Below are 21,975 nucleotides of genomic sequence, written 5' to 3' on the forward strand. Positions count from 1 at the left end.
CGGCCCGGCCCGCCGGTGCACGACGCCGCCACCGCCGACGCCTTGCACGGACTGGTGGCGAAGGGCGCCATGCCACCCCTGGTGTTGCAGGTGAAGGACTGTCGTGCGACGTACGAGGCGCTGAGCGCGAAGGGCGTGGAATTCATCCAGGAACCCATCAGCCGCTACGGCCAAGTCGACGCCGGCTTCCGTGATCCGTCCGGCAACGGCTGGAAGATGATCGAATCCCGACGCGGCAAGCACTGAAACCCGTTCGACCCGTGCGGTGTCCGGCGACACCGCGCGGCGCCGCATCGTCCGGCCCTGTGCATGCCCGCCCGAGGCGTCTCGGGCCACGTCCAGAGGAAATCCCGATGAACAAGTGGATCCGCCAGTTCCACCGCTGGCTGTCGATCATCTTCACCCTGACCGTCCTCGCCAATCTCGTCGCCCTGGCGATGCAGAAGCAATCCACCTGGGTGGGATTGATGGCGCTGTTCCCGCTGATCCTGCTGATGATCACCGGGTTGTATCTGTTCGCGCTGCCGTATCTGGGAAGGCGGACATCGCGTGCGGATGCGGGCGCCAATCCGGGCTAGGCATCGACGACGGCAGGTATCGACAAGTGGGAAGCGGCGCCGCGACTCCATACGAGCGCGGCGCACGCGCGTGATGCCGCGCGGTGCCGCGTCGTCATCCGCCTAACATTGAACGTCAAAGCATTGAATGCGTGCGATCGCGGCCGCAGACTCGCCGCCGGAGCTAGAACCTCCACAAACAGTGGTGCCCACCGCCATAAGAGGGGTTTTTTCTACGGAATGGAGTACCGCCAATGAGTTCGACGTCCCCCGCGCCCACCGCGCACCAGACCGGCTTCCTTTTTCCCGAACCGGCCTTCTACCAACTGCGGCAACTGCGTGAACAGCTCAAGCTGATTGGCTACCTCAGCGCCGCCTGCGCCGGCGATGAAACCCGCGAACCGACCATGGCCATCCATCGCTGGTACGCCGGCTTCGAGGCGCTGGAACAACAGGTCGGCCACATCCTGAGCCGGGCCCGATGGGTGTCGCTCCAGCAGAAAAAGAGCGGGAACAAGGGAAAGAAGCTCAAACGCGCCAAAGCAAAAGGCGACCAGCAGTAACGGCGTTCGCGGGCCGGGACCGGTTCCCGTCCAACGCGCGTGCCGCTCCGATCAGAATCGGGGCGGCACGATCAGCAGCACGCCGATCACGCCCAGCGCCAGCGTCCACAGGCGTGCGTAGATCGCGCTTCGCCAGCGACGGGTTCCGGCGCGCAGTCCGCGCCACGCGGCATGCGCGAGTGCGCCGGTGACCGCGAGCATGGCCGTCATGTGCACGCCGACGGCGGCCAGCAGCAGCAAAGACGCGCCGGAAGCCGAGAATTCGCGCCAGGGGCCGGCGGACAGGCACAGCGGCACCAGCGCCGGGACCAGCACCATGCCGAGCCCGTGCGCGGTGGCCATCAATGCCGACCACAGCGCCAGTCCGGTCGCGCCCAGCCGTTGCGTCGCGATGCCGCCATGCGCGCGGTGTCCGCGCAGCAGGCGATGGACGGCCAGCCCGAGCAGAGCGGCGCCGGCGATGCGCGCGGTGAGTTCCGGATCCACTTTCAATCCCTGGGCGAACGCGCCGGCGATCAGCAGGATCGCCGCCGCGTGTCCCACCGCGATCGGCAGCAGCGCGCGCCAGGCCGGGCCCGCGCGATCCGAATGGATCGCGCGGGCGGCGGCGAACATCCAGCCGTTGGCCGGATGCAGCCCGTGCAGGGCGCCGAGTCCGGCGATCACCAGCCAGGGCCAGGGAGTGGTCATGGCGACGCGATCCCGACGATCAGCCGTGGCAGCAGGCGCTTCTGGCGCCCGCCTGCTCGTAGAGATCGTGGTGGCGCACCCACGACATCGTGTCCTCCAGCCCGGCTTCGTCGCGGCCTTTCGGAGTGAGGTCGAGCAGCGGGTAGGTGCCCATCATCACTTCCACGCCACGTCCGAAACGCGAATAGGTGTGGAAGACCGTGCCGTCGTCGTCGCGATGGAAAACGCTGATGCCGGGCGCATCCGGATGCGGGAAGTACTGGTGGGCGTAGTTGTAGTCGACCGCGCCGGTGGCCATGTCCTCGGGCGTGAAGCTCACCCCGAAGTCGTAGTTGAAGTCACTGTCGAACGAGGACACCCACGGGAACTTCCAGCCCATGCGCGCGCGGAAGCGCAGGATGTCGGCAAGCGGCGCGCGCGAGATCGCCAGCAGGGTGGTGTCGCGCTGGGCCAGGTGCGGCAGCGCGCCGTCGCTGTGGTCGGCCATGTAGGAACAACTGCGGCAGCCCTGTTCGCGGCCGGGCGTGAACATGAAGTGCTGGACCAGCAACTGGTGGCGGCCATCGAACAGTTCGGCCAGCCGGCGCGGGCCATCGACCGTATCGAACACATAGTCCTTCTCGACTTTCACCCACGGCAGGGCGCGCCGTTCGGCGGCGACGCGATCGCCCAGGCGGGTGAGTTCCTTCTCGCGCGCGAGCAACTGCAAGCGTTCCTTCAACCATTGTTCGCGGTTGACGATGCGGGGGGCGGTGGTGGGAAGGTCTGCGATGAGGTTCATGATTCTTCTCCTGGTGGGTGCAGCGCTGGGGAAGGCGGTTGCGATGGGTGGCTCGCCCCTTCGAAGAAGGGGGGGGGCGCCGGAGGCGAAGGGGATCTGTTTTTCGCGCGGAAGAGCAAATCCCCCTCAGTCCCCCTTTTACAAAGGGGGAGGTAAGAGCAAATCTCCTCAAGTGCTTCTCAACCGCCGAATGGCTGATCGAGGGGGAGGTAAAAGCAAATCTCCCTCAAGTGCTTCTCAACTGCCGAATGGCTGATCGAGGGGAGGTGGAAACAAATTCGCCTGGTGATCCAACCCCCTTCGAAGAAAGGGGTTGGCGCCGGAGGCGACAGGGGGATTTGCTCTTCGCGCGGAGAGCGAATCCCCCTCGATCCCCCTTTTACAAAGGGGGAGGTAAAAGCAAATCTCCTCAAGTGCTTCTCAACCGCCGAATGGCTGATCAAGGGGAAGGCAAAAGCATCAATCTGCGATCAGGTTTACGAGGCGACGGCGCGGAATGTGGTCGGCCGTCCGCGCCGCGCGTCACGCGGCGCGTCGCGGCCTGCGTACCGCGCGGACCTTGCCGGTGAAACCGCCGCCGGCGTAGAACAGATCCGCGCCGTCGGATTCCAGGCCGCTAACATTAGTGCCAGCCGGCATCTGCAGGCGCTCCAGCACGTCGCCGCTGTCCGGATCGATGCGGCGGATTTCGCTTTCGTCGCCTTCCCAGGTGCCGTGCCAGAGTTCGCCGTCCACCCAGGTGACGCCGGTGACGAAGCGGTTGGACTCGACGGTGCGCTGGATCGCGCCGGTGGCCGGATCGATGCGATGGATGCGGCGATCGCGGTACTGGCCGACCCACAGGCTGCCTTCGGCCCATGCCAGTCCGGTGTTGCCGCCCTGGGCGGGGGCGGGAATCGAGGACACCACTTCGCCGTTGGCCGGATCGATCTTCTCGATGCGCGAATCGACGATCTGGTACAGGTACTTGCCGTCGAACGCGGTGCCGGCGTCGCAGGGACGTTCCAGCTTGCGCACCGGTGCGCCGCTGTCCGGATCGATGGCGATCAGGCGCTCGTTGGTGGCGGCCCAGATGCGGGTGCCGTCGTAGGTCACGCCATGCACGCCTTCGACGCGGTCGAGCGGATACTCGCGGACGATCTCGGCGGTGCTGGCGGGGGCGGCGGAATGGACGGCGGTGCGGGTCATGGCCTGGATTCCTGCGGTATGCGCCGGGCGTGGCGCGATGGGGCCACTCTAGCCAGCCGGCAGCGCGGCGGGGAGTAACAAGATCGTCGTGAATCCGGTCAGCGGCGGCGCCACCCAGCGCCGCGCGCGGGCGCGTCCCACCGCGCGCACCCGGCCAGCGGCCTCCAGTTCGGCCAGCGCCCGCTGCACCGTGCGCTGGCTGGTGTCCAGCGCCAGCGCCAGCGCCGAGGTCGACCAGGCCGCGCCGTCGGCGAGCAGCGCCAGCAGTTCGGCCTGTTCGCTTTCCAGCGGCGGCACCAGCAACACGACCTCGCGCGCGTCGTGTGGAATCAGCACGAAGCCGCGCGTGCTCGCTTCGATGCGCGCCAGCGGCGCCGCCAGCGCGCGCAGGCGACCGATTTCCACGCGCAGGCGGGCGCGATGGGTTTCGTCCGGATCACGGGTGCGGAACGCCTGTTCGATCAACCGCTCGCGGCCGACGTCGTTCGGCCAGGCTTCGGCCAGCGCGCGCACCAGCGAGAACAGCACCGGCCGCCGCGCCAGCGGATACCACGCGCCATCGCGGCGCAGCCCGCGCCGGCAGGCATCGATCACCAGCGCGCCGGAGCCCAGCAGGGCTTCGACTTCGTCCAGCCGCAGCGCCTGTTCGCCACCGGCAGGCCGGTGGCGCGCGGCGGGACGCGCGAGCAGGCCGCGCGCATCGGCGACTTCCGCCATCAGCGCCGGAATGCCCGCCTGCGTGGCGGCCTGTCCGGCGCGCTCCAGCGCGGCCCGGGCCACGCCGGTGCGCAGGCCGCGCAGCGCCAGTTCGGCGCGGGCGAGTTGGGCGATCGCGGCCAGCGCGGGCGACAAGCGGCCGCGCGCCAACGCCGCCAGGGTGGCGGCGGCGGCGTCGAGGCGGCCAAGCAGCAACTGCCGGCGCGCTGCGATCAGCCGGCCCTGGCTGGCGTTGACGTGATCGGCGTGGGTCTCCAGCGTGGCGATGGCGTTTTCCAGCGCGCGCGAGGTGGCATCCAGATCCCGCATCGCCAGCGCCACCTCCGCCTCGGCCACCACGCAGCGGGCACGTGGCAACGGTTCGCGCGCGCCGAAGCCGCGCGCGGCCCGGCGCAGCAGTTCGCGCGCGCGCGGATGTTCGCCCAGTTGGGCCATGGCGATGCCGCGCAACGCCAGCGCCGGCGGATCTTCCCGCAGGGCGATGCGCTTGAGCGCGCCCAGCGCGTCGCCGGTGGCGAGCGCGCGGGCGGAAGCGTTGATCAGGGCATCCATCGCGACAGGCTAACCCGACGCGGGTGACGGGGGCGAATCATCGCAAGAAGGCGATGCGTCGCGCCGGCAGGCGTGCCCGCGGGCGTCGCGGCGCGGGAGGTCAGCCCTCCGCGCGGTATTCCTTCTCTTCGATGAAGGCCGAGCCGGCCTGCTGGTTGATGGCGTTCTTCAGGCCCACCCGGTGGCCGTTGTGCTGGGCGACGGCGCGCGCCAGCTGGATGAACTCATCGTCGAACACCTGCGCGGCTTCCTTCGCGCGCAGCGCGTCCTGCACGTCCCACATGCGCTCGTTGGCCTGCTTCAACTGCACCTTGAGATCGGCCATGGACGCGTGGCGGGCGGCAATCGGTTCCCACAGCGGCAGCAGATCCTGCAATTCGGTGATCACGTTGCGGCGCTTGCCTGCGTCGGCGATGCGTTCGGACTTGATCTCAAGAATGGTGATCTTGTCCGCCAGTTCACCGATCGACACCGGTACCCGAATCGAATCCACGCGCGCATTCCTGTCCTGGGAGTGCGCGGATGATAGCGGATTGGCGACGGCGGGCGCCTCAGTCCGCGACCCGCACCACCAGCTTGCCGAAGTTGTGGCCCTGCAGCAGGCCGGCGAAGGCGGCCGGCGCCTGTTCCAGTCCGTGCGCTTCATCCTCGCGCAGGCGGATGGCGCCCTCGGCGATCCAGCCGCGCATGTCGCGGCGGAAGGCGTCGAAACGATCCGCGTAGTGGTCCAGGATGATGAAGCCCTGCATGCGCACGCGCTTCTGCAGGATCGTCGCCAGCAGTTGCGGACGATGATCGATCCGGCCGGCGGCGTCGCGATCGTTGTAGTGGGCGATGAAGCCGCACACCGGCACGCGCGCATGCAGGTTGAGCAGCGGCAGCACCGCGTCCAGCACCTCGCCGCCGACGTTCTCGAAGTACACGTCGATGCCGTCGGGGCAGGCGGCGGCCAGGCGCGCGGCCAGATCGCCTTCGCGCCGATCCAGGCAGGCGTCGAAGCCCAGTTCCTCCACCGCGAACCGGCACTTGTCGGCGCCGCCGGCGATGCCGACCACGCGCGCGCCTTTCAGCTTCGCGAGCTGGCCGACCACCGCGCCGACCGCGCCGGTGGCCGCCGCCACCACCACCGTCTCGCCGGCGCGCGGCTGGCCGATGTCGAGCAGTCCGACGTAGGCGGTGAAGCCGGGCATGCCCAGGCCGCCGAGCGCGAGCGAAGGCCGCGGCAGGCCGTCGAGCGACGCCAGGTCGGCGCCGTCGGACAGCGCGTAGTCCTGCCAGCCCGCGTTGGCGAGCACGATCTGGCCTTCGCGGAAATCCGGATGGCGCGAGGCCTCGACCCGGCTGACCGTGCCGCCGACGATGACGTCGCCCAGCGCCAGCGGTGGCGCGTAGCCCGGCCCGACTTCGTCCATCAGGTTGCGCATGTACGGATCCAGCGACAGGTGCAGCGTGCGCAGCAGCACCTGGCCTTGGCCCGGCACCGGCGCCGGTTCGGTGATCAGGCGGAAGTCGGTGGCCACCGGCAGGCCGCGCGGACGCGCGGCGAGGGTGATTCGGCGATTGAGCGGCGCGGGATCGGGCGCGGGATCGATCGTGGACATGGCGGTCTGTCTCAGTGGAAGCCCTGGCGCGACGGCATCGCCTCGCCCGCGGTGAAGGCGGCCGGGCGCGGTCCGTGGCGCAGGGTCAGCAGGGTGCCGAGGGTCATCATGATGACCGCGAACAGCGGTCCGCCGATCGCGCCGACATGATCCACCAGCAGGCCGCCGCCGATCGCGCCGGTGGCGATGGCGATCTGGAACGCCGCCACCAGCAGGCCGCCGGCGCCTTCGGCCTGGTCCGGCGCGGCGCGGATGATCCAGATCTGGAAGCCGACCGGGAACGCGCCGAACGCGAAGCCCCACAGCGTGATCGCGATGGCGGTGATCGCCATCGACTGGCCGGCCAGCAGCAGGGCGATGGCCAGCAGCGCGATCAGGGTGCCGCCGAACACGATCGCGGTGCGTTCGCTGCGCCCGGCCAGATAGCCGCCGGCGAAGTTGCCGAAGAAACCGCCGACGCCGTAGCCCAGCAGCACCGCCGAGATCGCGCCGACCGACAGGTGGGTGACGTTCTCCATCAGCGGACGCAGGTAGGTGAAACCGGCGAAGTGGCCGGAGATCACCAGCAGCACCGCCAGCAGCGCCATGCGCACGCCCGGCCGGCGCAACAGCTGGCCGAGCACGCGCAGATCCGGATTGGCCATCGGCGGCAGCGAGGGCAGGGTGAACGCCTGCGCCAGCAGGGTGATCACGCTGAGCGCGCCGGCGGCGACGAACGCGCTGCGCCAGCCCCACAGTTCGCCCATCCACGCGCCCACCGGCGCGGCGCACACGGTGGCGACCGAGACGCCGGTGAGGATGAACGACATCGCGCGCGGGAATTTCGATTCGGGCACCAGCCGCATCGCCAGCGCCGCGGCCATCGACCAGAACCCCCCCAGCGCCACCCCCAGCATCACCCGCGCCGCCAGCAGCGGCCACAGGCTGTCGGCGGTGACCGCGATCGCGTTGGACAGCACCAGCAGCGTGGTCAGCGCCAGCATCACGTGCTTGCGATCCAGGCGCCGGGTCAGCAGCGGAATCGATGGCGCGGCGATCGCGCCGATCAACGCGGTGGCGGTGACGGTCTGCCCGGCGGCGCCTTCGCTGATGGACAGGTCGGCGGCCAGGGTGGTGAGCAGGCTGGCCGGCAGGAATTCGGCGGTGACCAGCCCGAACACGCCCAGCGCCAGCGAGGCCACGGCGGCCCAGCGGGCGGGGACTTCGGTGGCGGCCGGGGGAGCGGAGGCCGGGGATTCGTCGGAAAGCGCGTCGTCGTCGAGGAGCGCCTCGGCGGTGCAGTCGGAACAGGAGGGGGAGGACACGGGGGGGCGGCCTGTGGGGGGCGGACCGGCAGATTAGGCGTATGATGTTGGCGTTTCCATGCCGGAAAGACCGGAATGATTGCTCATTCGTCCAGCGCCTTGCGCGCCAAGGCACCCGTGAAGACCGGGCCCGCGTCGGCCGACGGCCGCGATCTGCTTACCCAGGTCCTGCTGGGCCTGCGCCTGGACGGTGTGGAATACGGCCGCTGCGTGATGCGCGCGCCGTGGGCGGTGGCCTTCCCGGAAAGCCGCGAGGCGCGCTTCCACTTCGTGGCCCAGGGCGGGTGCTGGCTGAAGCTGCGCGACGCCGACTGGGTGCGGCTCAACCCGGGCGACGCCGTGCTGCTTCCGCGCGGCAGCTTCCATGTCCTGGCCAGCGATCCCGATGTGCCGACGGTGGACATCGACGCGCTGGCGCGGGTGCCGGTGTCGGAGAACATCTACCTGGTCAAACCCGAGCCGGATGCGGATGAGGCCGCCGACCACAGCGTGATGTTCTGCGGCAGCATGCGCTTCAACCTGGATCCGCTGCATCCGCTGCTGGCGATGATGCCGGACATGATGCGCGCCGGTGAACTGGCGCAACGCGATCCCACCGTGCCGGCGATGCTGGAGGCGATGGAGCGCGAAGTCTCGCTGGATCGCATCGGCGCCTGCGGCATCATGGCGCGGCTGGCCGACGTGCTGGCCGCCAGCATCATCCGCGCATGGGTGGAATGCGGTTGCAGCGATTCCTCGGGCTGGATCGCCGCCGTGCATTGCCCGTCGATCGGCCGCGTGATCGCGGCCATCCACGCCGAACCGGAACGCGACTGGAGCGTGCCGGAACTGGCTGGCCTGATGGGCGCGTCGCGCTCGCGCTTCGCCGAGGCCTTCACCCGCACGCTCGGCGAGACCCCGGCGCGCTACGTCGCCCGCATCAAGATGTTCCAGGCGCGGCGCTGGATCGCGCAGGAAGGCATGCGGGTGGCGGTGGCGGCCAACCGGCTGGGCTACGACTCCGAGGCGTCCTTCAGCCGCGCGTTCAAGCGCATCATCGGCCAGTCGCCCGGCGCGCTGCGCAGCGCGCAGCTGCATGCGCGGCCGCGCACCGCGTTCGAGGCGCGCGCGCCGCGCTGATCGTCGCGCGGCACGGGGTCGATCAAGGCCGGCGTTTCGGGTCGCGCGGGATCTCGTCGAGGATCCGGCGCACCGCGTCGGCGACCACCGCCGGATTCTCGTACGGGATGACGTGGCCGGTGTTTTCCGCCACCACCAGGGAGCCGCGCGAGGACAGGGTCGCCAGATCTTCCTGCCACTGGCGCCATTGGATGTCCTCGGCGTTCGGCGGCGTCCCGGTCTTGCCGCGCCGGATCACCACCAGCGGCAGATCACCCAGCGTGCCGTAGCCGCGCGCCTGCTGCATGGCGGCGGGCACGTGGTCCAGCGCCTCGTATTCCTGCTTCACGGTGGCGAGCACGCGCGGCAGGAAGGCGACCACGATGTCGGGCTCGACTTCGGCCGGCAGCGGCACGACCGGACCATCGCCCTGCGCTTTCTTCAGGCCGGCATCGATTTCCGCCGCCAGGTTCGCGCGGAATTTCGCCGCGCCCGGGGTGAACAGGTACGGCTCGGGGCTGGCGTCGACCAGCACGAGCCCGGCGACTTCATCCGGATACTCGCGCGCATACAGCCGCGCCAGCAGCCCGCCGACGGAATGGCCGACGATCACCAGCGGCGTCCGCAGTTTCTTCGCGGCGATCAGCGCATGCAGATCCGCCACCATGTCCTGCTGCGTGCGCGCGCCGGCCACCGGATCGCTCCAGCCCAGGCCGGCGCGATCGTAGGTGCAGGCGTGGGCGAACGGCGCGACGGCGTCCTGCACCTTGGCGAAGGCGGAGCGGGCGGTGTACTGCGACAGGCCCGCCTCGAAGATCACGGTGGGACCCGCCGCGTCGCCCTTGCAGTCCAGGTGCAGGTGGCGACCGCCGATGTCGATGCGTTCGCCGGGCGCGGGTGGCGCGACGAAGGGGGCCGGCGGCGGGGCGGGTTCATCCGCGAAAGCGATGCCGGCGGGGCCCAGTTGAGCCGGAATCAGGGCGAGCGAAAGCAGACACGCGCGAAGCATGGTGGGACTCCTTGCGAAGGAAGGGAACGGGCCGGCGCCACCGGCCCGGGGAATCAACCGGCGAAGTCGGCCGGCGTGCTCAATTAGCGCAATCAGCGGGTCTGGGCAGGCAGGCGGATGCGGGTGCGGCGGCGATGCAGGCGCACCGCCAGATCCACGACGATGTAGATCGCGATCAGCGCCAATATGCCGCGCGCGGCCTGGTCGGTCGGCGTGGCCAGGAACATGCGCCCACCGGCGATCCACCAGGCCAGCAAGGCGACGAAGGCGGCGCTGGACACGAGTTCCAGCCTGCGCGCCAGCGGCGACCAGCGGCCCTGCACCAGCACCATGGCCAGGAGGGCGAACGAAGCCGCCCACAGCGGCAGCACCGGCCAGGCGCGTATCCGCAGGAAATCCGGATCCAGCGCCAGCACCCGCGGCAGCGCGCCGGGCAGGTGCGGTGTCAGCCACGGCAGCGCGATCACCACCCCGGCGCCAATCGCGAACCACGCCAGGCCAAACGCGAGCGCGCTCCGGTTGATGCGCTCGGGATCGACAGACTGCGGCCGCCAGCGCGGCTTGAACCAGCCGTGCCGCTGCAGCCAGGCGGCAAGCAGGGTGAACATGATCATGAAGCCCGGCCACCAGAACGCGCCCAGGCCCGGACCCAGCCACCAGCCGGCCAGCGGCAGGCTGCCGTCGAACACGCGCGGCAGGCTCAACGCCCACTGCAACACCAAGCCGATCATCGCGATCAGGGTGAAGCCGCGGGTCTGTTCCGGCGGAATGAGGGCCAGGCCGGGCGGACGGTAGCGCGCGGCGACTTCCGCCGGCGTGCCGAACCCGCGCAGTATCGCCAGCACCATCGCATCGTCGGCGGCGCGGCCTTCATCGTCCGCGCGCCCGGCCAGCATCTCGGCGAGCAGGCCGCGCAGCTCCAGCCCGATTTCATCGCGCTCGCCCGCGGGCAGGCGGCGCATCACATCGAGCACATACGCATCGATCACGTCGTTCGGATTCATTTCCCGTCCCCTTGCAGCAGGCCGCCCATGGTCCCGACCAGGGAATTCCAGAAGGCCGTCAGTTCGGCGAGCATCGCCTCGCCCGCGTCGTTCAAGCGGTAATAGCGGCGCGGCGGGCCGTCCTCGATCCGCCACTCCGAGGCCAGCACCCCCTGGCCCTCCAGCCGCCGCAGCAGCGGATACAGCGTGCCTTCCTCGATCGGCATGCCGCGCTGGGCCAGCGCCTGCCGCAGCGAGTAGCCGTACTGGAACTCGCGCAACTGCGACAGCACCGCCAGCACCAGCACCCCGCGTCGCAGCTCCAGTTCCAGCTTGGATCCCGGGTTGTCGCGCGCTTCCACCATGTCCCACCCCGTAAAGTTTGGCGAACAGTACTTTGTGTCACACAGTATGGCAATCCGGATCGCCCAACTTGCCGACGAACGGTCGAGGCGGATGCGGTCAACGCGCCCGGATATGGACGCCGATTGTCCGGAAACGGACGGACGTCCTTCAGGGGACGAGGCACCCATGCATTTGAAATCAAAGGCTTGAGCCGGATACGGGCTTGGCACGCGGTCTGCACGAGTCATGGCATGGACATCGCCCGCACCCCCTCGCGCTCCCCCGCCCGCCGCCGCCTGCTGGTGATTGGCGGTCCGATCCTGTTCCTGGCGGTGGTCGCCGCGATCGCCGTGTTCGGTGTCGGCCAGGCCGCGCCGCGGGTGGAGCGCGGCAGCCTGTGGATCGGCGCCGCCGAACGCGGCGACATGGTCCGCGAAATCCGCGCCACCGGCACGCTGGTGCCGCGCGACATCCGCTGGATCACCGCCGGCGCGGTCTCCACCCTCGAACAGGTGCTGGTGCAACCCGGCAGCCGCGTCAGCGCCGACACGGTGATCCTGCGCATGGTCAATCCGGAACTGACCGCCAACCTGGAGAAGGCCGAAGCGGCGCTGGCCGGCGCGGAAGCGGACGTCGCCTCGGTGCGCACCTCGCTGGCCTCGCAACTGCTGGACCAGCAGGCGCAGCAGGCGCAGGCCGAATCGGAATGGCGCATCGCCGAGGTCAAGGCGCAGGCCTACGAACGCGCGCACGCCGCCGGGGTGATGTCGAAGATCGAACTGCGCCAGGCGCAGATCACCGAAACCACCCAGCAGGGACGCGCGGATATCGAAACCCGCCGGGTGTCCGCGTTCCGCCAGAACATGGCCGCGCAGCTGCGCGCGGCGCAGGCGCGGCGCGACGAGGCCGCCAGCACCCTGGCGATCGCGCGCCAGCAGGTGGCGTCGCTGGAAGTGCGCGCCGGCAGCGACGGCATCCTCCAGCAGATCGATGTCGAACCCGGACAGCAGGTCAGCGTCGGCGCCAAGCTGGCGCGGGTCGCGCGCCCGGACGATCTGATCGCGCGGCTGCAGGTGCCCGAAGTGCTGGCCAAGGATCTGTCGCTGGATCTCGCGGTGAGCGTGGATACCCGCAACGGCGTGGTGCAGGGCCGGCTCACCCGCATCGATCCGGCGGTGCGCAACGGCAGCGTGACCATCGACGCCGATCTGGGCCGCCAGTTGCCGGCCGGCGCGCGTCCCGACCTTTCGGTCGATGGCCGCATCCGCCTGGGCGTGCTGCGCGACGTCGTCAGCATTCCGCGCCCGGCGCTGGCCGTGCCCGGCAGCCCCGGCACCCTGTTCGTGCTGGACGGCGATGGCGGCGAGGCGCGCCAGACGGCGGTGCGCTTCGGCGCGGCCTCCAGCGATCGCATCGAAATCCGCGGCGGCCTGCGTCCCGGCGACCGCGCCGTGCTTTCCGACACCAGCCAGTGGGCGCAGTACCCGCGCCTGCGTTTACGCTGACCTTTCCCCAGGAGCCCCGATGACTTCCGCCACCCTTCCGTCTTCCTCCGCCGCGTCCGCGCCGCTGCTGCGCCTGCAGCACCTGGGCAAGGTCTTCCATACCGACGAGGTCGAGACCCACGCGTTGTCGGACATCGCGCTGGACATCGCGCAGGGCGACTTCGTCGCCATCACCGGTCCCTCCGGCTGCGGCAAGTCCACGCTGCTGTCGATCCTGGGCCTGCTGGATGCGCCCAGCCGCGGCGAGTACTGGCTCAACGGCCGCAACGTCGCCGACCTGGACGCGCGCGGCCGCGCGCGCATCCGCAACGGCGAGATCGGCTTTATCTTCCAGGCCTTCAACCTGATCGCCGATCTGACCGTGGAGGAGAACGTCGCGCTGCCGCTGACCTACCGCGACGGCTTCGGCCGCGCCGACATCACCCGGCGGGTGCGCGAGGTGCTGGAACTGGTCGGCATGAACCACCGCACCCGCCACTATCCGGGACAGCTGTCCGGCGGCCAGCAGCAGCGCGTGGCGGTGGCGCGCGCGCTGGTCGGCAACCCGGCGATCCTGCTGGCCGACGAACCGACCGGCAACCTCGACAGCCACAACGGCGAGGCGGTGATGCAGTTGCTGGAACAACTGCACGAGAACGGCACCACCCTGTGCATGGTCACCCACGATCCGGCGTTCGCGCGGCGCGCGCAGCGGATCGTGCACATGCTCGACGGCCGCATCGTCGACGAGGACACCTTCGAACGCCTGCGCCACGAGCGCGACATGGTGCTGCCCGGACTGGAGGCGGTGTCGTGAGCGCCGCCATCCTGTGGAACGAGGCGCGCCAGTCCTGGCGCGGCCTGCTGCGCCGGCCCGGCTACCTGCTGCTGGCGGTGCTGACCCTGGCGCTGGGCGTGGCGACCACCACCGCGGTGTTCTCGCTGCTGGACCAGGCGCTGCTGCGGCCGCTGCCGTTTCCGCAGTCCGACCGGCTGGTCACGCTGGGCCAGTACTTCGACGCCGAACGCAACTCGGCCGCGCCGGGCTACTACGCGCCGGTCAAACGCATGCGCAGCCTGGCCTCCACCGGCATGCTGCGGAGCTGGGCGATCAACGCCAACATCGCGCGCGGCGACGAGGGACGGGTGGTGGGATCCCTGCGCGTGGATCGCGGCTTCCTCGACACGCTGGGCCTGCCGATGGCGCTGGGCCGCAATTTCAACGCCGAGGAGGACCGGCCCAACGGCCCGCAGGCGGTCATCCTCAGCCATGCGTTCTGGTCGCAGTACTACGGCGCCGATCCGGCCGCCATCGGCCAGAGCCTGCAGGTGGAAGGACGCGCGGCGCAGGTGGTCGGCGTGTTGCCGGCCGCGTTCCAGTGGCCGGTGCAGTTCGACATCCTGCTGCCGATGCAGCCGGACCTGGCCAGCACCAATCTCTCCACCAATGAAATGATCATCGCCCGGCTCAAGCCCGGCGTCAGCGTGGCCGAGGCCTCGGCCGAAGCCGGCACCGTGCTGGGCGCGGTCCTGCGCCAGAACCCGCGCATGACCGAGGAATGGCAGCGCCACCTGCGCGAGTTCCCGCCCAATGCGCTGCCGCTGAAGGGCAGCGTGTTCGCCTCGCGCACCGGCAACACCCTGTGGCTGTTCTTCGGCGCGGGCGGTTGCGTGCTGCTGATCGCCGCGATCAACCTGGCCAGCCTGATGCTGCTGCGCGCGCTCGGCCGCAGCCACGACAGCGCGGTGCGGGTCGCGCTGGGCGCGCCGCTGGTGCGGCTGGGCCTGCCGGCGCTGGCCGAGGGCCTGTTGATCGGCCTGTGCGGCGCGCTGGTCGGGATCGCCCTGGCCTGGCTGGGCCTGCGGCTGATGGCCGGCTGGGTGCCGGCGGAATGGATCCGCGGCGAGGCCGCCGCGTTGACGCCGACCAGCGTCGGCTTCGCGCTGCTGGCCGGCGCCGCCACCGCGCTGCTCGCATCGCTGCTGGGCGTGCTGCGCGTGCGCGGACTGCAACTGACCCGCGAACTGGTCGGCGGCGGCCGCGCCGGCTGGAGCCGCGGCGCCGGCCGGCTGGGCCGTGGCCTGGTGATCGCGCAGGTGGTGGTGGCGGTGGTGCTGCTGATCGGCGCGGCGCTGTTCACCCGCACCCTGCAGCGGTTGTCGGAAGTGCCGATGGGCTTTGAAAGCCGCGCGGTCACCCTCTTCAGCCTGGCGCCCATCCGCGAGCGCTACGCCGAGGTGGAGGCGATGGTCACGCAGACCGATCGCATCATCGAACGCCTGCAACGGATGCCCGGCGTGGCCCATGTTGGCGCCGGCAGCAATCCGCCCACCGCCACCCAGTTGAACTGGAGCTACCTGCTGCAGGACGGGCGTTCGATCACCGCGCAGTATCGTTTCATGACGCCGGATTTCTTCAACGTGTTCGGCATGCCGGTGCTGGCCGGTCGTGGCATCGGCGAGCAGGACACCGCCGGCGCCGAACGCATCTGCGTGGTCAGCACCGCGTTCGCGCGCCAGTACCTGGGCGACGCGCCGCTGGGGAAGATCGTCACCCTTGAGGACGACGGCGAGAACCGGCGCGTGCCGATGCGGGTGGTCGGGGTGGTCGGCGACGTGCGCCAGTTCGGTCCGGCCGAACCGCCACCGCCGATCGTCTACACGCCGCTGGCGCAGTTGCCGCCAGCCGCCTGGCAGATCATCCGCGGCTTCGGTGGACTGACCTACGCGCTGCAGTCGCAGGCGGCGGGCGGCGGCAACGCGGAGCGCGCGCTGCGCGAGGCGATCGCCGAGGTCGCGCCGCAGCAGCCCATCTCGGATCTGGATTCGATGGATGCGGTGGTCGCCTCCACCACCAGCGACCAGAAGCTCAACCTGCTGCTGGTCGGGCTGTTCGCGGGCCTGGCGCTGCTGCTGGCGGCGGTGGGCCTGTACGCGGTGATGGCCACCGCGGTGGCGGCGCGCCGGCACGAGTTCGGCGTGCGCGCCGCGCTCGGCGCGGAGCCGGGGCGACTGCTGCGGCAGGTGTTGCGCGAGGCCGGCCTGCAGATCGCGATCGGCCTGCTGGTCGGGCTGGGCATCGCGATGGCGATGTCGCGGTTCCTGCAGCGCTATCTGTTCGAGGTACGGGTCGCCGACCCCTGGGCCATCGGCGCGGTGGTGATCGCGCTGGCGCTGGCGGGCCTGCTGGCGGCGCTGTCGCCGGCCCTGCGCGCGGCGCGGGTGCCGCCGATGCAGGCGCTGCGCAATGAGTGACGCGCGGCTGGCGGCGCGGACGCTAGACTGGCGGCGATGAGCACCCAGCCGACTTCCCGACCGTCTCCCGGCGCCCGCATCCTGGTCGTCGACGACCAGCCCGACGTGCGCGAAGCGCTGCGCATGCTGCTCAAGAGCGCCGGCTATGGCATGGTCGGCGCGGAGTCGCCGGAGATCGCGCTGGGCTGCCTGCGCGGCGACGAATTCGCCGCGGTGGTGGTGGACATGAACTACCGCCGCGACACCACCTCCGGCGAGGAGGGACTGGCGCTGGTGGAAGCGATCACCGCGCAGTGGCCCGGCCTGCCGGTGGTGGCGATGACCGCCTGGGGCAGCATCGAACTGGCGGTGACCGCGATGCAGCGCGGCGCGGTCGACTTCATCGAAAAGCCCTGGCAGAACGCGCGCGTGCTGAACGTGCTGGAAAGCCGCATCGCCCTGGATCGCAGCCGCCGCAGCGAGCAAAGGCTGGGCCAGGCGCAGGCGCTGCTGCTGCAGGAAGGCGGCGCGGACTTCATCGCCGAGTCGCCGGTGATGCGGCGACTGCTGGAAGATCTGGCGCGGATCGCCGAGAGCGACGCCAACCTGCTGCTGCTGGGCGAGAACGGCACCGGCAAGAGCCTGCTCGCCGGCTTCGTTCACCGCGGCTCGCGACGCGCGGCGCGGGCGTTCGTCAAGGTCAACATCGGCGGCATCGCGCCGACCCTGTTCGAGGCCGAACTGTTCGGCCACGTGCGTGGCGCGTATACCGATGCGCGCCAGGATCGCGCCGGCCGCTTCGAATTGGCCGACGGCGGCACGCTGTTCCTCGACGAGATCGGCAACCTGCCGATCGATCAACAGCCCAAGCTGCTGCGCGCGATCGAGGACGGCGAGTTCGAGCGCCTGGGTTCCTCCAGCACGCGGCGGGTGGACGTGCGCGTGATCGCGGCGACCAACGCCGATCTGGAGGCCGAAGTGGCGGCCGGGCGGTTCCGCCAGGATCTGCTGTACCGGATCAACACCTTCCAGGTGCGGGTACCGGCGCTGCGCGAGCGCGGCGAGGACATCCTGCCGCTGGCCCGCCATTACCTGGCCGCGGCCTGCACGCGCTACCGGCGGCCGGCCCCGCGCATCGGCCGCGATGCCGAACGCGCGTTGCTCGCCTACGCCTGGCCCGGCAACGTGCGCGAGCTTTCGCATGTGATGGAGCGCGCGGCGCTGCTGGCCGACGAAGGCGTGCTGGACGCGGCCGCCCTGCGGCTGCCGGGCACCGCCGAACCCCGCCTGTCCGAACGCATGACCCTGGAAGAGGCCGAAGCCCTGCTGATGAAGCGCGCATTGGCCGATCAGGGCGGCAACCTGCAACGCGCCGCCGACCAGCTCGGCATCACCCGCCAGAGCCTGTACCGGCGCCTGGAGAAACACGGCCTGCGCGGCGATGAAGGCAACTGAGCGCTGGCGCGCGGCCTGGCTGGTCGCGCCGGCCCTGCTGGCGCTGGCGGCGGTGCTCGCGCTGGGAACACCGGCGCCGCGCGAGGCGGCCCTGCTGCTGGCCTGCGTGCTGGGGCTGACCGGGATCATCTGGCGTTTGCAGCGTTACGCCGACGGACGCCGCCTGCGCACCCTCGACGGCCTGCTGGAATCCCTGCGCGAGGGCGACTACAGCGTCCGCGGCGCGGTGTCCGGCGGCGACGACGCGCAGGCGCGGTTGATGGGGCGCTTCAACGCGCTCGCCCAGCGCCTGCAGGACGAACAGCGTGATTCCCACGAAAGCGTGCAGCTGCTGAGCAAGACCCTGGCCGCGCTGGATGGCGCGGTGTTCGCGTTCGAACAGGATGGGCGCCTGCGTCTGATCAATCCGGCCGGCGAACGCCTGCTCGGGCGACCGGCCTCCGAACTGCTGGGGCAGAGCGCGGATGCGCTGGGACTGGCGCCGTTGTTCGCGATTCCCAACGGTCGCATTCACCCGCACGCGTTTCCGGCCCAGCAGGGCCGCTGGCAGATCGGCCACGCCTCGCTGCGCAGCCGCAGCCAGGCCGGCCGCCTGCTGGTGGTGCAGCCGATGGAACGCGCGCTGCGCGACGAGGAGGCGCAGGCTTTCCGGCGCCTGCTGCGGGTGCTGAGTCATGAGATCAACAACTCGCTGGCGCCGATCGCCTCGATGGCCGATACGCTCACCCGCGTGCTGCCCGCACCGGGAACTTCATTCGATCCGGAGGCGCGCGCGGACCTGGCGGGCGGGCTGGATCTGATCGAGAAACGCAGCCTGGCCCTGCAGCGTTTCCTCGGCGGCTACGCGCGCCTGGCCAAGTTGCCCGAGCCACAGCCGGTGATCGTCATGCTGGCGCCGCTGTGCGAACGCGTGCGCCGGCTGGTCGACGAGCGCATCCGGGTCGATGTCGATCCGGAACTGCGGGTGGTGGCCGACGCCGATCAACTGGAACAAGTGCTGATCAACCTGCTGCGCAACGCGGTCGAGGCGGGCGGCGACGCGCCGGTCGAACTGTTCGCGCGGCCCGAGGGCGGACAGGCACGCGTGCAGGTGCGGGATCGCGGCGAAGGCCTGCCTTCCAGCGACAGCCTGTTCGTGCCGTTCTTCACCACCAAGGCCGGCGGTTCCGGCATCGGCCTGGTGCTGTCGCGGCAGATCCTGGAAGCGCAGCGGGGCAGCCTGGAACTGCTCTCGCGCGCGCCCGAAGCCGGCACGGTCGCCGAGATCCGGTTGCCGTTGGCGTCGCCGGAACGCTGACGCGAAGCGTCAGGCGAACGGCAGGCCCGCCGCCAGCCATGCCGCGCCCAGGCACCACGCCAGGATCCACAGGCCTTCTCCCGTGGGAGCGACGTGAGTCGCGAGTTTCTCCTTGTCGTCATCGTTCCCGGCGTCCGCGATTCACGTCGCTTCTGCCGGGAATCCCGTTGCGTCAACGCGCGGACACTTCCAGCCACCAGGCCGGCGACCAGCTGTAGTCATACAGATGCCGGGCTTCGCGCAGGCGGTAGCCGGCCTGCTCGAACTCGCGTCGCCAACCGGCGATAGGCTGCTCCCAGTTGGACGGCGCCACATCGCGACGCAACTGGCCGGCCAGCATCGGTGCCAGGAAACCGCGCGCGATCAGATCCGCGTCGTCGCCGTACTGCGCCAGGCAGCGCTCGTAGCGCCCGGCGATGGAATGGAAATAGGCATCGCTGCCGTGCGCCAGCGCGGGCACGTCGAACTCCACCAGCACCAGCGCGTCCACATGCGGGCGCAACGCCCGCAGCGCTTCGATGCGCTCGCCCGGCCGCAGCGACTGCAGGGCGAAACTGGACTGGGCCAGATCCCAGTGCGCGGCGGAATCCAGATTGCCCGTGAATGCCTGCAACGTGGTGCCATGCACCGACAGCCGGCTGGCCGGCGCCGCCTGCGCGAATTCCTGCTCCAGCGCCGAACGCAGGCCCTCCTGCGGTTCGATCACGTCCACCTCGGCGGGCACGGGCGCGGCCGCGCGCAACGCGGGCAGCAGGGCCATGCCGTCGCCGGCGCCGATATCGAGCAGCCGCCGCACGGGCGGGGTGCGGTAGCGTTCGGCCATCGCCTGGCTGACCGCGGCGTACAGCGGGACGTTGTCGCCGCCACGGATGAAGGCCTGGAATGCGGCGTGGGCTTCGTAGGCGTTGTCCGGACCTTCGCCGGCCAGGCGCCGCAACAGCGCGGCGGCCATGCGCGACCCGCGCGCGTCGGCCTGCCGCAGCGAAGGCAGGGCGGCGGCGGGCCGTTCATCGGCGATCGCGGCAAAGGCATCGGCCAGCTGCGCGACGGCGTCGCCGTCGACCGCGGCCTTCGTCGCGCCGGCGGGAGCGGCGCGCGGATCGGTGGGATTCGTCATGCGTGCGGAGAACAAGGAAGACCGCGCGATTATGCAGGTCCACGCCAGAGGGATCAGTCTTCCTCAAGCGCCTGGAAGCGCCGCGCCAGGTGATCGATCAGGCTGCGCACCGACGGCACCAGCCCGCGCCGCGACGGAAACACCGCGTGGATGATGCCCTGCTTGGGCTGCCATTCCGGCAGCAGGCGGATCAGGCGGCCGTCGGCGAGTTCGTCGCACATCATCATCGTCGGCAGCATCATGATGCCGACCCCCGCGACCGCGGCCATGCGGATGGCGGCCATGTCGTCGGTGACCAGGCGCGGCTCGTGGTGGACGGTGGCCAGCGTGCCCTGGCGATCAGTGAACTGCCAACTGTGATCGCGGTGGAACGGACCGAGATCCAGGGTGGGATACAGCGCCAGATCCGCCGGCGTCGCCGGTACGGGACTGTTCTCGAACAGGCGCGGGCTGGCGGCCACGTTCCAGCAACGCTGCGCCAGCACGCGGATGATCAGATCGCTGTCCTCAAGCGGCGGCGGGCGAACGCGGATCGCCACGTCGATGCCTTCGCCGACCACGTCGACGCGACGGTTGGTCGCGTCCAGCAGCACGGTGATCTTGGGATTCTCCGCCATGAAATCGGCCAGCATCGCGCCGACGCGCGCGTGCAGCAGCGCGACCGGGCAGGCGATGCGCACCACGCCGCGCGGCTCGGAGCGGGTGAGTTCGATCGCCTCCTGCGCGGCCTCGGCCTCCACGATCATCGCCTTGCAGTGGCGGTAGTAATCCTGGCCGATGTCGGTGACCGAGAAGCGGCGGGTGGATCGCTGGATCAGGCGCACGCCCAGGCGTTCCTCCAGCAGCGCGATGCGCCGGCTGAGCTTGGACTTGGGCACCCCCAGCGCGCGGCCGGCGGGGGCGAAACCGCCGTGGTCCACCACCTGGGCGAAATAGAACAGGTCGTTGAGGTCGGTCGGAACCATGGCGGTCATCGTTCACCCGATAGGACGCTGAGGATAAATCCTGCCGACTACCGGGTCCATCGTCCCAGGACTAACGTGGCCGCCATCGCAAATCATGCCCGGCGCCCCCGGGCGGGAGTCCACCATGAAGAAGGTTCTCGGCGTCTACGGCGCCCCGCGTCCGCACTGGGTGGGTGACGGCTTTCCGGCCCGCTCGCTGTTCTCCTACCAGACCCACGGCCGCCACCTGAGCCCGTTCCTGCTGCTCGACTACGCCGGTCCGTACCGGTTCGAACCGGCGGAACACCCGCGCGGCGTCGGCCAGCATCCGCATCGCGGTTTCGAGACCGTGACCATCGTGTACGAGGGCGAGCTGGAGCACCGCGATTCCTCCGGCGCCGGCGGCCGCATCGGCCCGGGCGACGTGCAGTGGATGACCGCCGCCTCCGGCATCCTCCACGAGGAATACCACTCGCCGGAGTTCACCCGCAGCGGCGGCACCCTGGACATGGTGCAGCTGTGGGTGAACCTGCCGGCCGACGCCAAGATGTCCGCGCCGGGCTACCAGACCCTGCTCGATGCCGACATCCCGACGGTGGCGTTGCCGGAAGACGCCGGCAGCGTGCGGGTCATCGCGGGTCGTCATGGCGACCGCCACGGTCCGGCGCGCACCTTCACCCCGATGGACGTGTGGGACGTGCGCCTGCGGCAGGGCCATGGCACCACGTTCGAGGTCGCCGAGGGCCGCACGCTTGCGCTGGTCGTGCTCAAGGGCGCGCTGCGCGTCAACGGCAGGCAGACCGCGCACGAGGCGCAGCTGGTGGTGCTGGATCGCGATGGCGCCGACGTGTTCGTCGAAGCCGAGGCCGACGCCACCTTCCTGCTGCTGAGCGGCGAGCCCATCGACGAGCCCATCGTCGGCTACGGCCCGTTCGTGATGAACACCCAGGACCAGATCGTCCAGGCCATCGACGACTTCAACCGTGGCCGCTTCGGCCGGATCGCGCAGTGAACCCCGGAGGCGCCCGCGTCGCGGGTGCCTCTTCCCTCGCCGGG

22 protein-coding genes are annotated in these 21,975 nt (G+C 70.4%); 10 read left to right on the forward strand and 12 right to left on the reverse strand.

What is annotated here, in order from left to right; all coding sequences use genetic code 11:
- The 3 genes from ACTHN1_RS17030 to ACTHN1_RS17040 form a co-directional block, all read left to right on the forward strand.
- A partial coding sequence (locus tag ACTHN1_RS17030) for a VOC family protein (RefSeq protein WP_440472109.1) occupies positions 1-246 on the forward strand: 246 nt, incomplete at its 5' end.
- Positions 247-353: 107 nt separating this feature from the next.
- Complete coding sequence (locus ACTHN1_RS17035; protein ID WP_295382459.1) at positions 354-578, forward strand: hypothetical protein; 225 nt, start codon at positions 354-356, stop codon at positions 576-578.
- A gap of 233 nt (positions 579-811) precedes the next feature.
- On the forward strand, positions 812-1,120 hold the full coding sequence (locus ACTHN1_RS17040; RefSeq protein ID WP_440472110.1) for an XAC0095 family protein: 309 nt from the start codon (positions 812-814) through the stop codon (positions 1,118-1,120).
- A gap of 51 nt (positions 1,121-1,171) precedes the next feature.
- Here ACTHN1_RS17040 and ACTHN1_RS17045 read toward each other — a convergent pair whose 3' ends face one another.
- The 7 genes from ACTHN1_RS17045 to ACTHN1_RS17075 all read right to left on the reverse strand — a co-directional run bounded on the left by ACTHN1_RS17045 (position 1,172) and on the right by ACTHN1_RS17075 (position 7,953).
- Positions 1,172-1,810 (reverse strand): hypothetical protein, encoded by a 639-nt coding sequence (locus ACTHN1_RS17045; protein ID WP_440472111.1) that lies wholly within the window; start codon positions 1,808-1,810, stop codon positions 1,172-1,174.
- Between the two features lie 19 nt (positions 1,811-1,829).
- Positions 1,830-2,591, reverse strand: a complete 762-nt coding sequence (locus tag ACTHN1_RS17050) for a DUF899 domain-containing protein (protein ID WP_440472112.1) — start codon at positions 2,589-2,591, stop codon at positions 1,830-1,832.
- 522 nt (positions 2,592-3,113) lie between these two features.
- Entirely contained in the window at positions 3,114-3,779 is a 666-nt protein-coding gene (locus ACTHN1_RS17055; RefSeq protein WP_440472113.1) for a glutamine cyclotransferase, read from the reverse strand.
- Positions 3,780-3,827: 48 nt separating this feature from the next.
- Complete coding sequence (locus ACTHN1_RS17060; protein ID WP_440472114.1) at positions 3,828-5,048, reverse strand: helix-turn-helix domain-containing protein; 1,221 nt, start codon at positions 5,046-5,048, stop codon at positions 3,828-3,830.
- Positions 5,049-5,148: 100 nt separating this feature from the next.
- Positions 5,149-5,541 (reverse strand): DUF6165 family protein, encoded by a 393-nt coding sequence (locus ACTHN1_RS17065; protein WP_440472115.1) that lies wholly within the window; start codon positions 5,539-5,541, stop codon positions 5,149-5,151.
- Between the two features lie 58 nt (positions 5,542-5,599).
- Positions 5,600-6,649 (reverse strand): NADP-dependent oxidoreductase, encoded by a 1,050-nt coding sequence (locus tag ACTHN1_RS17070; protein WP_440472116.1) that lies wholly within the window; start codon positions 6,647-6,649, stop codon positions 5,600-5,602.
- Positions 6,650-6,660: 11 nt separating this feature from the next.
- Positions 6,661-7,953, reverse strand: a complete 1,293-nt coding sequence (locus ACTHN1_RS17075; protein ID WP_440472117.1) for an MFS transporter — start codon at positions 7,951-7,953, stop codon at positions 6,661-6,663.
- Between the two features lie 75 nt (positions 7,954-8,028).
- Here ACTHN1_RS17075 and ACTHN1_RS17080 point away from each other — a divergent pair, with 75 nt between their 5' ends.
- Positions 8,029-9,072 carry an AraC family transcriptional regulator gene (locus ACTHN1_RS17080; RefSeq protein WP_440472118.1) on the forward strand — a complete coding sequence of 348 codons (1,044 nt, stop codon included), beginning with the start codon at positions 8,029-8,031 and terminating at the stop codon, positions 9,070-9,072.
- Positions 9,073-9,094: 22 nt separating this feature from the next.
- Here ACTHN1_RS17080 and ACTHN1_RS17085 read toward each other — a convergent pair whose 3' ends face one another.
- From ACTHN1_RS17085 to ACTHN1_RS17095, 3 genes are all read right to left on the reverse strand, one after another.
- On the reverse strand, positions 9,095-10,060 hold the full coding sequence (locus ACTHN1_RS17085; RefSeq protein ID WP_440472119.1) for an alpha/beta fold hydrolase: 966 nt from the start codon (positions 10,058-10,060) through the stop codon (positions 9,095-9,097).
- 92 nt (positions 10,061-10,152) lie between these two features.
- The gene (locus ACTHN1_RS17090) at positions 10,153-11,064 is read right to left on the reverse strand and encodes a hypothetical protein (protein WP_440472120.1); all 912 of its coding nucleotides are present in this window, start codon (positions 11,062-11,064) and stop codon (positions 10,153-10,155) included.
- Positions 11,061-11,408 (reverse strand): PadR family transcriptional regulator, encoded by a 348-nt coding sequence (locus ACTHN1_RS17095; RefSeq protein WP_295382817.1) that lies wholly within the window; start codon positions 11,406-11,408, stop codon positions 11,061-11,063. Before ACTHN1_RS17095 ends, ACTHN1_RS17090 begins: the two co-directional genes overlap by 4 nt.
- Before the next feature lie 231 nt (positions 11,409-11,639).
- Here ACTHN1_RS17095 and ACTHN1_RS17100 point away from each other — a divergent pair, with 231 nt between their 5' ends.
- From ACTHN1_RS17100 to ACTHN1_RS17120, 5 genes are all read left to right on the forward strand, one after another.
- Positions 11,640-12,893: an efflux RND transporter periplasmic adaptor subunit gene (locus tag ACTHN1_RS17100; RefSeq protein ID WP_440472121.1), complete on the forward strand. Its 1,254-nt coding sequence runs from the start codon at positions 11,640-11,642 to the stop codon at positions 12,891-12,893.
- A 19-nt stretch (positions 12,894-12,912) separates the two neighbouring features.
- Positions 12,913-13,689 carry an ABC transporter ATP-binding protein gene (locus tag ACTHN1_RS17105; protein WP_440472122.1) on the forward strand — a complete coding sequence of 259 codons (777 nt, stop codon included), beginning with the start codon at positions 12,913-12,915 and terminating at the stop codon, positions 13,687-13,689.
- Positions 13,686-16,127 (forward strand): ADOP family duplicated permease, encoded by a 2,442-nt coding sequence (locus ACTHN1_RS17110; RefSeq protein ID WP_440472123.1) that lies wholly within the window; start codon positions 13,686-13,688, stop codon positions 16,125-16,127. The genes ACTHN1_RS17105 and ACTHN1_RS17110 overlap by 4 nt, the downstream gene beginning before the upstream one ends.
- A 36-nt stretch (positions 16,128-16,163) precedes the next feature.
- Positions 16,164-17,561 carry a sigma-54-dependent transcriptional regulator gene (locus ACTHN1_RS17115; RefSeq protein ID WP_440472124.1) on the forward strand — a complete coding sequence of 466 codons (1,398 nt, stop codon included), beginning with the start codon at positions 16,164-16,166 and terminating at the stop codon, positions 17,559-17,561.
- A gap of 814 nt (positions 17,562-18,375) precedes the next feature.
- Positions 18,376-18,858: a sensor histidine kinase gene (locus tag ACTHN1_RS17120; RefSeq protein WP_440472162.1), complete on the forward strand. Its 483-nt coding sequence runs from the start codon at positions 18,376-18,378 to the stop codon at positions 18,856-18,858.
- 172 nt (positions 18,859-19,030) lie between these two features.
- On the opposite strand, the gene ACTHN1_RS17125 is transcribed toward ACTHN1_RS17120, so the two are convergent.
- Both ACTHN1_RS17125 and ACTHN1_RS17130 read right to left on the reverse strand, forming a co-directional pair.
- Positions 19,031-19,975, reverse strand: a complete 945-nt coding sequence (locus ACTHN1_RS17125; RefSeq protein ID WP_440472125.1) for a hypothetical protein — start codon at positions 19,973-19,975, stop codon at positions 19,031-19,033.
- Between the two features lie 53 nt (positions 19,976-20,028).
- Positions 20,029-20,940, reverse strand: coding sequence for a LysR family transcriptional regulator (locus tag ACTHN1_RS17130; RefSeq protein ID WP_440472126.1), 912 nt, complete (start codon positions 20,938-20,940; stop codon positions 20,029-20,031).
- Between the two features lie 124 nt (positions 20,941-21,064).
- On the opposite strand from ACTHN1_RS17130, the gene ACTHN1_RS17135 reads away from it, so the two are divergent.
- A complete protein-coding gene (locus ACTHN1_RS17135) occupies positions 21,065-21,931 on the forward strand; it encodes a pirin family protein (protein WP_440472127.1) in 867 nt (288 codons plus the stop codon).
- The last annotated feature ends 44 nt before the right edge of the window (positions 21,932-21,975 follow it).

The sequence above is a fragment of the Pseudoxanthomonas sp. genome (genome assembly GCF_051953815.1).
GTDB lineage: Bacteria > Pseudomonadota > Gammaproteobacteria > Xanthomonadales > Xanthomonadaceae > Pseudoxanthomonas_A.

Bases quoted from the DNA above. Each gene is read 5' to 3' on its own strand.
- ACTHN1_RS17050 (WP_440472112.1), bottom strand. From the start codon at position 2,591: ATGAACCTCATCGCAGACCTTCCCACCACCGCCCCCCGCATCGTCAAC.
- ACTHN1_RS17095 (WP_295382817.1), bottom strand. From the start codon at position 11,408: ATGGTGGAAGCGCGCGACAACCCGGGATCCAAGCTGGAACTGGAGCTG.
- ACTHN1_RS17125 (WP_440472125.1), bottom strand. From the start codon at position 19,975: ATGACGAATCCCACCGATCCGCGCGCCGCTCCCGCCGGCGCGACGAAG.
- ACTHN1_RS17060 (WP_440472114.1), bottom strand. From the start codon at position 5,048: ATGGATGCCCTGATCAACGCTTCCGCCCGCGCGCTCGCCACCGGCGAC.
- ACTHN1_RS17135 (WP_440472127.1), top strand. From the start codon at position 21,065: ATGAAGAAGGTTCTCGGCGTCTACGGCGCCCCGCGTCCGCACTGGGTG.
- ACTHN1_RS17045 (WP_440472111.1), bottom strand. From the start codon at position 1,810: ATGACCACTCCCTGGCCCTGGCTGGTGATCGCCGGACTCGGCGCCCTG.
- ACTHN1_RS17130 (WP_440472126.1), bottom strand. From the start codon at position 20,940: ATGGTTCCGACCGACCTCAACGACCTGTTCTATTTCGCCCAGGTGGTG.
- ACTHN1_RS17090 (WP_440472120.1), bottom strand. From the start codon at position 11,064: ATGAATCCGAACGACGTGATCGATGCGTATGTGCTCGATGTGATGCGC.
- ACTHN1_RS17100 (WP_440472121.1), top strand. From the start codon at position 11,640: ATGGACATCGCCCGCACCCCCTCGCGCTCCCCCGCCCGCCGCCGCCTG.
- ACTHN1_RS17115 (WP_440472124.1), top strand. From the start codon at position 16,164: ATGAGCACCCAGCCGACTTCCCGACCGTCTCCCGGCGCCCGCATCCTG.
- ACTHN1_RS17055 (WP_440472113.1), bottom strand. From the start codon at position 3,779: ATGACCCGCACCGCCGTCCATTCCGCCGCCCCCGCCAGCACCGCCGAG.
- ACTHN1_RS17085 (WP_440472119.1), bottom strand. From the start codon at position 10,060: ATGCTTCGCGCGTGTCTGCTTTCGCTCGCCCTGATTCCGGCTCAACTG.
- ACTHN1_RS17035 (WP_295382459.1), top strand. From the start codon at position 354: ATGAACAAGTGGATCCGCCAGTTCCACCGCTGGCTGTCGATCATCTTC.
- ACTHN1_RS17040 (WP_440472110.1), top strand. From the start codon at position 812: ATGAGTTCGACGTCCCCCGCGCCCACCGCGCACCAGACCGGCTTCCTT.
- ACTHN1_RS17105 (WP_440472122.1), top strand. From the start codon at position 12,913: ATGACTTCCGCCACCCTTCCGTCTTCCTCCGCCGCGTCCGCGCCGCTG.
- ACTHN1_RS17080 (WP_440472118.1), top strand. From the start codon at position 8,029: ATGATTGCTCATTCGTCCAGCGCCTTGCGCGCCAAGGCACCCGTGAAG.
- ACTHN1_RS17070 (WP_440472116.1), bottom strand. From the start codon at position 6,649: ATGTCCACGATCGATCCCGCGCCCGATCCCGCGCCGCTCAATCGCCGA.